Origin of the sequence: Salinicoccus cyprini (assembly GCF_007713705.1) — a bacterium.
Lineage (GTDB): Bacteria > Bacillota > Bacilli > Staphylococcales > Salinicoccaceae > Salinicoccus > Salinicoccus cyprini.
Window position 1 is genome coordinate 608,980 of sequence record NZ_VMSJ01000001.1, and the last position, 14,203, is coordinate 623,182.

The following is a 14,203-nucleotide window of genomic DNA, read 5'->3' on the forward strand; positions in this document are numbered from 1 at the left end:
GAAGAAGGATGCTGGTCCATGTGGATCAGCATCTTTTTAATTGATAATACGAATTATAATTTGTATTGACAAATTATTTTGTTCTGATATGATGAAAAATATGAAAACGCTAACATTATTTTTTCATCAGTCAACGATGAAAAGGTGCTTGAGGATGAAAGGGGATCAATTATGAAAGACAAGTTCATGGGTTTTGCACAACAGCTCGGCAAGGCAATACTTCTGCCGGTTGCGATACTTCCGGTGGCAGGTCTGCTGCTCGGAATATCCGCAGCACTGTCCGGCGCTGCAGTAATTGAAACATATCCAGTTCTCGGCAACACGACACTCCAGGCCATCCTGACCATAATGAATGCAGCAGGCTCCGGAGTATTTGATGCTTTACCGCTTATATTTGCTGTGGGTATTACGATCGGACTGGCCAGAAGAGAGAAGGGTCCGGCTGCACTGGCTGCCGTCGTCGGCTACTTCGTACTGATCATCACCGTCAATTCCCTGCTTGAAGTGACAGGACAGCTTGCACCTGAAGGAGTGGATCCGAGGACACTCGGTCAAGGATCGCAGTTCGGGGTGCTCACTTTGCAGATGGGTGTATTCGGCGGTATACTGACGGGTATCGTAACCGGAATGGTGCATAACCGTTTCTATAACATCAAACTACCTGAGTTTCTTGCTTTCTTCGGCGGGTCAAGATTTGTACCGATAATGAATACTTTCGTCTTTCTTGTTGTAGGTGCAGTCATGTTCATCGTATGGCCGTTCATAGGAAACGGCATCGCAGGTTTTGGTGAATTCGCAACAGGGCTTGGCACACTGGGTGCATTCCTCTACGGTCTCCTGCTGCGGATACTCTACCTGTTCGGCCTGCACCATGTGTTCTATCTGCCGTTCTGGACGACAGCCGCCGGTGGAACGATGGAAGTCAATGGCCAGATGGTGGAAGGCTTCCAGACAATATTCCTGGCACAGCTGTCAGATCCTGAAACAGCGAAATTCTATGGTAATCTGGCGCTCTTCAACAGCGGCCGCTACCTGCACTTCATGTTTGGCATGATCGGTATCGTTCTTGCAATGTATACAACGATACCAAAAGGTCCGAGAAGGAAGGCGACCTCGGGCTTCCTGATCTCCATCGGACTGACAGCATTCATTACAGGCGTTACAGAACCAATTTCCTTTGCACTGCTGTTTGCGTCACCGATACTGTTCGTTGCAGAAGCACTGCTCTTTGCGACAAGTTTTGTTGTAGCAAGCCTGTTCAACATTACCATCGGTTCAACATTCTCGGCCGGTGTTACTGAATTCCTGCTCTTTGGTGTCTTCCAGGGGAACGACAAGACCAATTTCATCTGGGTACTTGTGCTGGCCATTCCTATAATACTTCTCTACTACTTCGTCTTCAGAACACTGATATTGAAATTGGATGCGAAGACACCAGGACGTGATGAGGAGGATGTGGACCAGAAGGAGCAGAGCCATACAGCAGCCTATGACTCCGGCAAGGCGGAGACGATTCTTGCAGGACTCGGCGGACTGGATAACATCACAGATATTGATAACTGTGCAACAAGACTGAGGGTCAGTGTCAAAAAGCCCGGTGAAATCAACTCGGATACACTGAAAAGCACGGGCGCAATGAATACAATCGTCCGTGGCAAGTCCATCCAGGTGATCTATGGACCAAAAGTCAACATGGTCAGAAGCGACATTGACGAATATCTGGAAAATTCAAATCAGCAGATAAAATAAAATGCAATATGGGATTGTCGAAAGGAGATTGAAATTGAAGAAGAATATCATCTATATCCATACACACGATAGCGGAAAAGTACTGAGCCCATATGGCTATAATGTACCGACACCATCACTGCAGGCATTTGCTGAAGAGTCGACACTCTTCAGACAGGCCTACTGTGTCGGTCCGACGTGCTCTCCGAGCCGGGCCGGGCTTCTGACAGGGATGTACCCCCACAGCAACGGAATGTATGGACTATCCCAAAGAGGATTCAGTCTGCATGACTATGGCCAGCACCTCGTAAATTTCCTGAAAGCAGAGGATTATTATACAGTGCTCTGCGGTATCCAGCATGAAGTGGGAAAATATACCGATCACGAAGAAGCCGCACAGATCATCGGCTACGATCAGAACATCTCCGCCGATAATACGGATATGACAGAACAGGAACTGGTCGAATGGGATTATGAAAATGCCCATAAAGTAAGCGAATGGCTGAAGAATATGGAGGGTGACAAACCATTCTTCCTGTCCTACGGGCTTTTCGCAACACACCGCAAATTCCCGGAAGAGGGATTCCAGGGCCAACAGTTCGATTCGAAATATGTAATGCCACCAGCACCGCTTCCCGAAGATGAGGCGGTCAGAGAGGATTATGTAGGTTATCTGCGCTCCGCATCATGGTTTGATCGTTCTTTTGAAGTTGTCATCGACACTCTGAAAGCAGAAGGAATGTATGAGGGCTCCATCATCATCTTTACAACCGATCATGGTCTTGCCTTTCCATTCGGCAAATGTACGCTGTTCGATTCGGGCATCGGTGTCTCCCTCATCATGCGTGTGCCAGGAAGCAGGATGAACGGTGAATCCGTGGAAGGAATGGTTTCCCAGATTGACATATTCCCGACCCTCTGTGAACTGATCGGCGTAGATAGACCATCCTATCTCCAGGGTGTCTCTTTTGCGGACATGTTCCAGTCGAAGGATCTGGAGACGCGGGAAGAAGTATTTGCAGAGATCAACTACCATACTTCCTACGAACCGGCGAGGAGCATACGGACGAAAAGGTATAAATACATCAGATTCTTCGATGAAGACTACTTGAAGGTCAACCGGACAAACATTGATAATTCGACAAGCAAGACCTTCTACCAGCAGAATGATCTGGAAAGTGTTAAAAAACCGAAGGAAGGCCTGTATGATCTGCTTTATGATAAAGGGGAAAGAAATAACCTTGCAGATGATCCGGACTACTTTGAAGTTCTGGAGGATATGAGACGCAGGCTGGATACGTACCAGAAAAAGACGGATGACCCGATTCTGACTGGTCATTTCGATGTCAGGCCGGAATGGAAAGTCAATAGGAAGGAAACATACAATCCGAGTTCAAAGGATCCAAACGACTACGAGGTCAGCCAGATCCGATAGATGATGCAGAAGGAATGGTGAATACCATGGATACACAAAAAAGCTGCTGCGCTGCTTCAAGAGCTTCCATCGAGGCAAAAAGCAGTGTGGAGACGCCAGTCAGGCTGGAAAATGACGGAATCATAATCCATATGGAGGATATGGTTCTGATTCCCGGGGGTGAATTCCTGATGGGAAGCGACGATGAAGATGTGAACATTGAAGATGGTGAAGGACCGGTCAGAAAGCAGACGGTATCATCCTTCCTTATAGACAGATATGCCGTCAGCAACCGGCAATTCGAAGAATTCGTCAGCGCTACAGGCTATCGAACGGATGCAGAAAAGTTCAGATGGTCATTCGTATTCCATCTCTTCCTATCGGAGGTAGTGTCACAGAATGTCACACAAGTACCGATGGGTTCTCCCTGGTGGCGGGTTGTCGAAGGTGCAGACTGGAGGCATCCGGAAGGTCCGGACTCAACCATCGAGAGTCGCACGGACCATCCTGTCGTCCATGTTTCATGGAATGATGCCATGGCCTACTGTGAATGGTCCGGCAGGCGGCTTCTGACCGAATCCGAATGGGAATATGCTGCAAGAGGCGGACTCGAGCAGAACAGGTACCCATGGGGAAATGAATTGACACCGGAAGGTGAACATCGCTGCAATATTTGGCAGGGCCGCTTCCCTGAAACGAATCTGGAGTCGGATGGCTATGCAGGCACTGCCCCAGTGGATGCCTATCAGGCGAACGGCCATGGGCTATACAACATGTCCGGGAACGTGTGGGAATGGTGCAGCAACGCATTCCATGAATCAGTAAATGTTCCCGCATTTCAGCTGACGGAGCAACCAAGATCCATGCGTGGCGGGTCATATCTCTGTCATGACTCCTATTGCAACCGGTACAGGATTGCAGCGAGAACTTCAAACACACCAGACAGCTCCACAGGGAATACGGGCTTCCGTTGTGCCATGGATGCATAGATCGTGATGAAATTTGAAAAGCAGCACCTTGCCATCAATGGCAGGGCGTTGCTTTTGTTCTGGCTGGATAGTTGGACGAGACAGGTTGGACTCTGTGATGCTACCTCTCATACTGGTAGGCCTCAAGCAGGGTGACGACCATATCGAGGACCGGGGTTTTGAGATCTCCTTTCTGCTGATGGAGGTATTTCTGTATGAAGGCATACTCGGCCCTCGCACCTGAAGTGACGTCGTAGTACATGCTTGTTCCCATTTCACGGTTATAACTTTTATATACGGATAGTGCCGTATTAACAAACGCAGGATCGATGATCGTCTGCTCCTGGTTGATGATGGCTACGCCTTCTTCGAGCAGCGCGCGGGTCACGCCGACGACGGATTCAAGGTCGAAAATTTTTGCGGTATTGCCGGATAGGGCAGTGAGTGAATTGATACCAAGGTTGATCAGCAGCTTCTCGTACCGGGTACGGATAAAATTCTTTGATTTTTGTATTTCAAGTTCCATTTCATCATTTTGAGATAGATCTTTTATCAAAGTATCCAGATGGATGTAGGATCTGTCTTCGACGAGCAGCCTTGCATCCTGGAAATGTTCGACCATATCCTCATGCTTCTGACCGCTGATGTAGACGACTGCCGGTACGGCAGAGTCGAAGAAATCATCGAACCCCATGCCGTTTTGGCAAAGGACGATTTCCGTATTCCCATGGCTCATTGCTGGTGTAGTACGAGACAGTGTCTGGAGTGCCGTAGCTTTGGTGGCGATAAAGATGAGGTCGAAGGTTTTTCCTTCATATGCATGGACATTCTCGATCCGGTATGGATAATGGTGCTTTTCCCCATTTTCAAGTATGGTGAAACCTTCTTTGGCCGTTCTTCCGAAAAGTGTGGTATCATGATTGAGCTTTTTAAGTTCACGCGCAATGACGCTGCCGACAGCACCGATGCCGATGACTGCAATTTTCATATATATGTCTCCTTTGGGTGGATGTAGCGTTGATAAATAATATGGTAGACTAATTATAATATATAACTTCCGAATGGAAAGGGGCAGCAGCATGAAAGCGACAAGTGATTGGAAACAGATGAAAAAGGAAGGTGAGAAGATCACCATGGTCACGGCGTATGACTATCCGAGCGCAAAGCAGAGTGAAGCGGCAGGCATGGATACGATACTGGTCGGAGACTCGCTCGGCATGACGGTGCTCGGCTACGCCAGTACGGTCCAGGTGACGATGGATGATATGATCCACCATGCCAGGGCGGTCAGACGGGGGGCGCCGGATACTTACGTCGTGGTGGACATGCCATTCGGTACGTACCATGGAAATGTGGACGACAGTGTCCAGAATGCACTTGATCTGTATCAGGCGACAGATGCCAATGCCATCAAGCTTGAAGGTGCCGGATGCATCGATATCATCCGGCGTGCAGTGGCTGCCGGTGTGCCTGTGGTGGCCCATCTCGGTCTGACCCCCCAGTCGGTCGGTGTCACCGGATTCAGGATGCAGGCATCGGATGAAGCGGCTGCGATGCAGCTCATCCAGGATGCCAAGGCGGTGGAGTCGGCGGGGGCTTCCATGCTTGTGCTTGAAGCCATTCCTTCGGACCTTGCTGAAAAAGTGACCGCTGTCCTCGGGATACCGACAATCGGCATCGGCGCCGGCGTCAATGTGGACGGCCAGGTGCTGGTCTATCACGATGTGCTGCAGTACGGCACCGAACGTCTGCCGAAATTCGTCAGACCTTATGCAGATTTCAATACAGCCGGCGTGCAGGGCCTGAAGTCATATGTGGCAGCGGTCAAGGCGGGGGAATTCCCGGACGAGTCGACAACATACAAGAGGAAGGTATTTGAAGAATGATGAAAACAGCGAGTACAATAGAAGAAGTCCGCAGCATACTGAAAGAGAAGAAAGGCCGGTCGATCGCACTCGTGCCGACGATGGGCTATCTGCATGAAGGGCATATGGCGCTCGTCGAGGCGGCAAGGCAGAAGGGCGATATCGTCGTGGTGAGCATATTCGTCAATCCACTGCAGTTCGGTCCGGATGAGGATCTCGACAGCTATCCGAGAGATCTCGAGCGCGATCTTGAAATCTGCCGGGCGCATGGGGTGGATGTCGTCTTCCATCCGGCAGAGACCGAGATGTATCCGAAGAAGCCTGAGCTTCTGCTGACACTTGAAACGATGGCATCCATTCTTGACGGTGTCAGAAGACCGGGACACTTCGAAGGGGTGGTGACAGTTGTGAACAAGCTGTTCAATATCATCCGTCCGGACCATGCCGTATTCGGGGAGAAGGACCGTCAGCAGCTGATGATCATCAAAAGGATGGCCGAGGATTTCAACCATGATATAGAAATCATCGGAGTACCGACGGAACGCGAATCGGATGGTCTGGCCAAAAGCAGCAGGAATGTCAACCTGTCCGATGTGGAGCGGGAGGAGGCACCGGCGATCAATGAGGCGCTCATGATGGGGCGTGATCTGATTCTTGACGGTGTCACGGATGCAGCATCAATCAAGGAACGCATCGAAGCGCACATCATGGATCATACATCCGGTACAATCGATGACCTGCAGATCTTTACCCATCCCGATCTTAATCCTGTTCAAACCATAGAAGGTAATGCTATAATATTCATTGCTGTTAAGTTTGAGAAAACACGATTAATAGATAATGTGATGGTGATGAAAAATGATCAGAACAATGATGAACGGTAAAATACACCGTGCTGTCGTGACGGAGGCCAACCTCAACTACGTTGGCAGCATCACGATTGATCCTGTACTTCTTGAAGCGGCGAACATGCTGCCGAATGAAAAGGTGCAGATCGTCAATAATAATAATGGTGAACGTCTTGAAACATATATCATCGAAGGCGAAAGAGGCTCCGGGGAAATCTGTCTGAATGGTGCTGCTGCGAGAAGAGTGCAGGTCGGTGATGTCATCATCATCATCAGCTACGTGCAGCTGGATGAGGCGGAGCTCGCAGTACATGAACCGAATGTGGTGCTTGTCGATGCACACAACAATATCGTCGATCCTCAGTACTTTGAAAAAAGACAAACCGAATATACACATCAGGGAAGTAATTAGACATCTGTTTAATTACTTTTTTTGAACTTTTCAAGAAGGAGGTGGATGCATGTTCGGAAAACTTTTCTTTATCATCTTCATATATGCCGTCTCTACGTTCCTTGCACCTGTGGTGCAGTCCTATGACTTCGAGGAGGGGCTCAACCGCAGCTATCTGAATGGCTGGCTTGAGGAACACGTCTATCCGACCTATGATATGAGCGAAATCCATGAAGTGAACAGTGAACAGACCCAGGAGGTCGAAATCAATCTGGAAACCCAATATGCAGTGGAGGACCAGGAGGTGCTCGGAAGCGAGTATGCAGGGGATTTCGTAGTTGAGAATGACTACGGCATGTTCAGGATGGTGCTGGTCAATGAAGGACAGGTGAGTGGTGCCTACACGAACAGCGACGATGTCTCGATCGATACGATCAACATCGAAGGCATGGATCGTGAAAGTGTCGGAAGTATCTACGGAGAACCGGTGGAATCGATCAAGAAGGGCTGGAAACGGCTCAGGGTAACCAACGAGGAGTATGAGGTGTATGACCTGAAGGACAGGTATGTCTACTTCTTCTACGATCTGCATGATGGGGAGAAGGTCAACGGTGTGCTGATGCTTTTGAAGGACGAGGTCCGGGCAGCCGATTCACTGTACAACCACCCGGCAGCAGAAGACAACTCAAGGATGAACCACCTGCTTGTCAATGCCACAAGATACGAGTATGGCTTCGATCCGCTTGAAGTGGACGAGCAGGCATCCGATGCAGCACTCGGCCATAGTGAGGACATGGCGGAGCGTGATTATTTCAATCATGACTCGCCGGATGGGGAGACACTGAAAGACCGCATAGAAGAAGCGGACGTATCATATCGCATGGCGGGAGAGAATATAGCCATGGGGCATACATCGACCATCTTTTCGCATCACAGTCTGATGAACTCGATGGACCACCGCGTCAATACGCTGAAGCCCGAATTCACCCATCTTGGTACAGGCACAGCCTATAGTGCAGATGACATCCCATATTATACTGAAAACTATATATACAGATGATTACTGCGCCTTGGAGTAATAGTACTCCATAATATGCGTTTCAAAGTTCTGGCAAGGGGAATCTATAAGTAGACATCACGGGTTTTCCGGGAATGATCAGTACCTTTCCTACTACCCATCCTGATAGACCGATAGAACGAGGGGATGCAGTTGAACACTAAAGCGCAGGAAAATAAAACAAAAGATTCTACAGATATTCTGGAACAGGTAAAAATAATACTTGGTAGATAAATAATCATCAGCAATGAAACAGATTACAGGATGGAACTAGGAAAGATATAATAAAAAGGGCGCCTCTGGCGCCCTTTTAGTATGTTCAATTTTTTTAGAAGGAGCGGAACAGTCCGACAACCTTGCCGAGTACAGTGACGCTATCCACTATGATCGGTTCCATTGATGCATTTTCAGGCTGGAGCCTGTAGTACCCGCTTTCTTTGTAGAAACGTTTGACTGTCGCTTCATCCTCTTCCGTCATCGCAACAATGATGTCACCATTGTGGGCGATGTTCTGCTTGCGCACGATGACACGGTCGCCATCATGGATGCCGGCTTCGATCATGCTGTCCCCGACAACATTGAGCAGGAAGATTTCACTATTGTGATTCGCGGTAAAATGTTCGGGCAGCGGGAAGTACTCATCGATATTCTCAACGGCAGTGATCGGCAGACCTGCTGTAACCTTACCGAGTACCGGAACGTGGATGACCGGACTGTACTGGTCATTTTCCTCAGTGATAATTTCAATTGCTCTCGGTTTGGTCGGATCACGCTTTATATAACCCTTCTCCTGCAGTTTCGCAAGATGTCCGTGAACCGTAGAACTGGACTGCAGTCCGACTGCATTTCCAATTTCCCTTACACTTGGCGGATACCCTTTTTCGTGAACGGTAGACTTTATAAATTGATATATCTGCTTTTGTCTATCTGTTAGCGCCTTCATATATATACCTCCGACTCATTATATATATGATTCTATCATAATAATCAGTATGTTACAAACGTTTGTTCGTAATTCTATTGACCCGGAACAGATGTTCTGATACCATGATAGTACAAACATATGTTCCGGAGGGGATTTTATGACATTCAAGGAATTCAAGCTATTAGGTGCGATATTTGCATTTGCGCTGGTTGCCGGTCTTATTTTCATGTTCGACTCCCATAAGATAGAGAACACACATTCCAATATTGTTTATATAGACGAGTTTGAAGTGATTACGGAAGAAACACCAATGATGGCCAAAGAGGAAACGGATGTTCCGGAGGAACAATACGCGGAACGCACACATATCGATCATATGATGGAGATGATCGGACTGATAGAATGACTGCCAAGTATGAGAATGGTCTCATACTTTTTTTTGTGTTAAATTATAAGGGAGTGGACAGGAGGTTTCAGCATGCTTGAAAAAGAAAAACTGCAGCGTATCAATGCGCTGGCTGCCAAAAAGAAAGCAGGCAGCATCGAAAAGGACGAACTGGAAGAATTGAAAGGCCTGAGGGAAGAATACTTGAAAAACTTCCGGTCATCTTTCAGGAAACAGGTCGAAAACACGAAAGTGGTCGACCCTGAAGGCAACGATGTAACACCTGAAAAGCTCAAACGTATTCAAGAAGAGAAAAATACCAGAGACTAAAGGAGCATTTGAAATGACATTTGATAAAACGGATCAGCTTGCAATCAATACAATCAGAACACTTTCAATCGATGCGATCGAGAAAGCAAACTCCGGACACCCGGGACTCCCTATGGGTGCCGCACCAATGGCCTACACACTGTGGACCCGTCATTTGAATTTCAACCCGAACTCCATGGCATGGTTTGATCGTGACCGTTTCGTGCTGAGTGCCGGACACGGTTCCATGCTCATCTATAGTCTGCTCCACCTGAGTGGTGCGCTTGAGATGGAAGAGATCAAGAACTTCAGACAGTATGAATCGAAGACACCGGGACATCCCGAGTTCAAGCATACTGAAGGAGTGGAGATCACAACTGGGCCACTCGGACAGGGCTTTGCAATGAGTGTCGGCATGGCCATGGCGGAAAAGCATCTGGCTGCACGTTTCAATCGTGACAACTATGATGTTGTGGACCACTACACATATGTTGTGACAAGTGATGGCGACCTGATGGAAGGCGTTTCCCACGAAGCAGCTTCCCTGGCAGGCCACCTCAATCTGGATAAGCTGATTGTACTCTATGATTCCAATGACATCTCCCTCGATGGCGATCTTGACAAGAGTTTCTCCGAGGACATCAGAAAACGTTTTGAAGGCTACAACTGGCACTACATCAGAGTCGAAGATGGCAACGATACGGATGAGATCGACAAGGCGATCACAGAAGCAAAGTCATCAGACAAGCCGACGATGATCGAAGTGAAGACAATCATCGGCTATGGTGCACCGAACAAGCAGGGCAAAAGTGCTTCCCACGGCGCGCCGCTTGGTGCAGATGAGCGCAAGGCAGCATTTGAATACTACGGTTTCGACCCTGAAGAGACATTCCAGGTGGATGCTTCCGTCTACGATCGTTTCAGCGAGACGATGAAGCAGAGAAGCAATGAGAAGGAAGAAGCATGGAACAAGATGATGGAAGCCTACAAAGAAGAGCACAGCGATCTCTACAAGGCGCTTGATGATGCCATCAACCAGCGTCTGGCTGATGACTATGACAAGGACATGCCTTTCTATGAAGCGGGCGACTCCAAAGCGACACGTGCCACTTCAAGTGAAATGATCCAGGCACTTTCAAACAGCGTGCCGACACTCTTCGGTGGGGCTGCCGACCTTGCCAGCAGCAACAAGACGAACGTCAAGGACGAAGAGGACTTCGACCGCAGCAACTACGGCGGACGCAACGTCTGGTTCGGTGTCAGGGAATTTGGCATGGCTGCAGCACTTAACGGTATGTCAGCACATGGCGGCATCTATCCTTACGGCGGCACATTCTTCGTATTCAGCGACTACATGAAGCCGGCCATCCGACTCAGTGCATTGATGAAGCTTCCAGTCACTTATGTGCTGACACATGACTCCATTGCGGTTGGTGAAGATGGTCCGACACATGAGCCTGTCGAGCAGCTTGCCGGTCTCAGAGCGATTCCGAACCTGAATACAATCCGTCCTGCAGACGGCAATGAAACACGTGCAGCATGGAAAGTGGCCATGGAGGCGGTAGATGCACCGACTGCACTTGTACTGACACGTCAGAATGTCGAGGCACTCGATGTCCCTTATGAAACTGTGGAAGATGGAGTCAGAAAAGGCGGTTATCTCGCATTTGACAAAGGTGATGATGCCATACTTTTCGCTTCCGGCAGTGAAGTGCCATTGGCAGTCAAAGCAGCCGAACAGCTTGAAGCTCAGAATGTAAATGTCAAGGTTGCCTCCATTCCGAATATGCAGCAGTTCCTCAGACAGGATGCGGCATATATCGAAAGTGTTCTCAATACCCACATTGAAAACAGAACAGCCATCGAAATGGCTGCAAGCTTCGGCTGGCATCGCTTCGTCGGCATGAACGGTAAAATTCACGCGATCGACACCTACGGTGCCAGTGCGCCGGGCGATGTTGTAATCGAGAAGTACGGATTTACTGTCGAGCGTGTACTGGGTACAGTCCTCGATAAATAATCTGTTGAAAATCACCTGCTTTTATTGTAAACTTTATTATGGTCTACGAAGAAAGAGGTGAGCAGTTTGGATACTTGGATTTGGATAGTAATTGTTACAGTTGCGCTCATCGGTGGCATTGCGCTTGGATTCTTTTTGGCAAGAAAGTACATGATGGACTATCTTGAAAAGAACCCGCCGATCAATGAAGAAATGCTCAGAATGATGATGATGCAAATGGGACAGAAGCCTTCCCAGAAGAAGATAAACCAGATGATGTCCATGATGAACAAATCAACGACGGACACGAAATCGGCTAAAGATCGCATGAAAGCTTCAAAAAGATAAAATATAACCCTTCTGCAAATGCAGGAGGGTTTATTTTTTGTATAAACATATTTTTATGGATGCTTGTCTTGTTGCGCCGGCGAGAAAGCAAAACACAATACCGACAATCAATTCAATCAAGCCCACCGCATCAAAAATCAAATCAACTAGACTAAAAATTTCTATTTTTTAGAATATTTATTGTATAGGAATAATCGTTCATATATACTTATACCAGATGAAAAAAGGGGGCACTTGAATGAACAGAAGATTTTTCATGTTATTTTTTGTATTTGTATTCACTTTGGCACTTGCTGCCTGTACAGACGATTCGAATGTTGATGAGGCGGTGGAAGAGAACTCCAGCGGAGAAGAAACTTCCGAAAATGCAGAAGGTGAAGGGACAGGCTCTGGTGGCGATCTGACGGTTGCAATGATGGATGATGCTGTTACGCTTGATCCACATGGCAGTAACGACTCTGCATCAGCCCAGGTCAGAAGAAACATATATGAGACGCTTGTGCATCAGGAAGTGGATATGGCACTTGCACCAGGTCTTGCCGAGGAATGGGAAGCAACCGAGGATGATGTATGGAACTTCACTTTGCGCGAAGGGACGACTTTCCATAACGGTTCCGAATTTACTGCAGAAGATGTGAAAGCGACACTTGATCGTGTCAGGGATACTGCAGTGGCGTCGGAAGTGGCGTTTCTGTTCGAAATGATCTCCGACGTGGAAGTGGTCGGCGATTATGAAGTCAATCTGCATACGGAATATCCATTTGCACCACTGCCAAGTCACCTGGCGCACAATACAGCAGGAATCATGAGCAAGGAACTCATCGATCAGGACTACCAGTCGGCACTGGACGAGGGTGGTGTCGATATGACGGTGGAGGAGTACTATGCACTGCGTGAAGAAGGCGGATCCGATTATGAAGATATCGCAGAGCGCATTTCCGAACATACCGGAAATGTCATCGGTTCGGAAGCGGATGGGACAAACCATCTGATGTTCGAGTCCCGTGCACCGGGAGACAATACTGTACTGCAGAAGTTTGAAGACTTCCAGGGCGGGGAACGCAACTTTGAAACAGTGACGTTCCGTGTCATTCCGGAGAATGGTGCACGCATGGCTGAACTGGAAACCGGCGGCATCCAGGTTGCCGGTGACGTCGATTCCACAAGTGCTGTAAGAGTGGAAGAGGGCGAAGATACTGAGCTTGTTGAACAGGAATCAGTAAGAATGTCCTACCTCGGCTTCAATACCGAAAAGGAACCATTTGATGATGTCAGGGTCAGACAGGCCATCTCCTATGCCATCGACCGGGATGAAATCATCTCCGGCGTTTATGATGATATGGGCATCAAGGCCGATGGGCCACTGGCACCGGATGTATGGGGTCATGATGAGAACCTTGAAGGTGTCGAATATGATATGGAGCGCGCTAAGGAGCTATTGGCCGAAACAGATGTGGCAGATGGTTTTGAGACGACCATCTGGGTGGATGAAGATCCCCAGATTGTCGACACAGCCGTATACATTCAGGAAAAACTATCCGAACTGAACATTGATGTACAGGTCGAGCAGTTCGAGTGGGGTGCCTACCTCGATCGCACAGCACAGGGAGATCATGAAATGTTCATTCTTGGATGGACGACTGTTACAGCAGATGCGGACTACGGTCTATACGCACTGTTCCATTCCAACAGCCATGGGGCAACCGGCAACCGTTCATTCTACACAAATGAAGAAGTCGACACCCTTCTGGATGAAGGACGCACAGAACCGGATGAAGATGCACGATTCGAAGCATACAGCCAGGCCCAGGAGATTCTGATTGAAGAAGCACCGGCAGCCTATCTGTTCCACACGAACTTTGCGATCGGCGTCAATTCCAGCCAGGTAAGTGGCGTTGATCTCGACCCGGTCGGCAATATCAGACTTGAGAATGTATCATTCAACTAGACATCAATAAAAAATAGA

General features: G+C 48.3%; 14 protein-coding genes. 12 read left to right on the forward strand and 2 right to left on the reverse strand.

Annotated elements, in window-relative coordinates:
* The first annotated feature begins 171 nt into the window (after nt 1-171).
* From FO441_RS02915 to FO441_RS02925, 3 genes are read left to right on the forward strand one after another with little or no spacing between them, the layout of a single operon-like run.
* Nucleotides 172-1,749, forward strand: a complete 1,578-nt coding sequence (locus tag FO441_RS02915) for a PTS transporter subunit EIIC (RefSeq protein ID WP_145285537.1) — start codon at nt 172-174, stop codon at nt 1,747-1,749.
* Nucleotides 1,750-1,783: 34 nt separating this feature from the next.
* Nucleotides 1,784-3,163 (forward strand): sulfatase family protein, encoded by a 1,380-nt coding sequence (locus FO441_RS02920; protein ID WP_222927800.1) that lies wholly within the window; start codon nt 1,784-1,786, stop codon nt 3,161-3,163.
* A 26-nt stretch (nt 3,164-3,189) separates the two neighbouring features.
* Nucleotides 3,190-4,131, forward strand: coding sequence for a formylglycine-generating enzyme family protein (locus FO441_RS02925; protein WP_145285542.1), 942 nt, complete (start codon nt 3,190-3,192; stop codon nt 4,129-4,131).
* Between the two features lie 100 nt (nt 4,132-4,231).
* Here FO441_RS02925 and FO441_RS02930 read toward each other — a convergent pair whose 3' ends face one another.
* The gene (locus FO441_RS02930; RefSeq protein ID WP_145285545.1) at nt 4,232-5,098 is read right to left on the reverse strand and encodes a 2-dehydropantoate 2-reductase N-terminal domain-containing protein; all 867 of its coding nucleotides are present in this window, start codon (nt 5,096-5,098) and stop codon (nt 4,232-4,234) included.
* A gap of 91 nt (nt 5,099-5,189) precedes the next feature.
* Between FO441_RS02930 and panB the strand changes: the two genes are divergently transcribed.
* The 4 genes from panB to FO441_RS02950 are packed head-to-tail and all read left to right on the forward strand — an operon-like array spanning nt 5,190 to nt 8,274.
* Nucleotides 5,190-5,996, forward strand: a complete 807-nt coding sequence (gene panB, locus FO441_RS02935; protein WP_145285548.1) for a 3-methyl-2-oxobutanoate hydroxymethyltransferase — start codon at nt 5,190-5,192, stop codon at nt 5,994-5,996.
* Complete coding sequence (panC, locus tag FO441_RS02940; RefSeq protein ID WP_145285550.1) at nt 5,993-6,859, forward strand: pantoate--beta-alanine ligase; 867 nt, start codon at nt 5,993-5,995, stop codon at nt 6,857-6,859. Before panB ends, panC begins: the two co-directional genes overlap by 4 nt.
* Nucleotides 6,834-7,235, forward strand: coding sequence for an aspartate 1-decarboxylase (gene panD / locus FO441_RS02945; protein WP_145285554.1), 402 nt, complete (start codon nt 6,834-6,836; stop codon nt 7,233-7,235). The genes panC and panD overlap by 26 nt, the downstream gene beginning before the upstream one ends.
* Nucleotides 7,236-7,284: 49 nt before the next feature.
* Nucleotides 7,285-8,274 (forward strand): CAP domain-containing protein, encoded by a 990-nt coding sequence (locus FO441_RS02950; protein WP_145285555.1) that lies wholly within the window; start codon nt 7,285-7,287, stop codon nt 8,272-8,274.
* A gap of 325 nt (nt 8,275-8,599) precedes the next feature.
* Here the strand turns inward: FO441_RS02950 and lexA are convergent, their stop codons facing one another.
* Complete coding sequence (gene lexA, locus FO441_RS02955) at nt 8,600-9,214, reverse strand: transcriptional repressor LexA (RefSeq protein ID WP_145285558.1); 615 nt, start codon at nt 9,212-9,214, stop codon at nt 8,600-8,602.
* A gap of 139 nt (nt 9,215-9,353) precedes the next feature.
* Here lexA and FO441_RS02960 point away from each other — a divergent pair, with 139 nt between their 5' ends.
* The 5 genes from FO441_RS02960 to FO441_RS02980 all read left to right on the forward strand — a co-directional run bounded on the left by FO441_RS02960 (nt 9,354) and on the right by FO441_RS02980 (nt 14,185).
* On the forward strand, nt 9,354-9,602 hold the full coding sequence (locus FO441_RS02960) for a hypothetical protein (protein WP_145285561.1): 249 nt from the start codon (nt 9,354-9,356) through the stop codon (nt 9,600-9,602).
* A 72-nt stretch (nt 9,603-9,674) separates the two neighbouring features.
* Entirely contained in the window at nt 9,675-9,911 is a 237-nt protein-coding gene (locus FO441_RS02965; protein WP_145285563.1) for a DUF896 domain-containing protein, read from the forward strand.
* Between the two features lie 13 nt (nt 9,912-9,924).
* Nucleotides 9,925-11,910 (forward strand): transketolase, encoded by a 1,986-nt coding sequence (tkt, locus tag FO441_RS02970; RefSeq protein WP_145285566.1) that lies wholly within the window; start codon nt 9,925-9,927, stop codon nt 11,908-11,910.
* A 66-nt stretch (nt 11,911-11,976) separates the two neighbouring features.
* A complete protein-coding gene (locus FO441_RS02975) occupies nt 11,977-12,237 on the forward strand; it encodes a YneF family protein (RefSeq protein WP_145285569.1) in 261 nt (86 codons plus the stop codon).
* A 238-nt stretch (nt 12,238-12,475) separates the two neighbouring features.
* Nucleotides 12,476-14,185, forward strand: coding sequence for a glutathione ABC transporter substrate-binding protein (locus FO441_RS02980; protein ID WP_145285571.1), 1,710 nt, complete (start codon nt 12,476-12,478; stop codon nt 14,183-14,185).
* Nucleotides 14,186-14,203 lie beyond the last annotated feature (18 nt).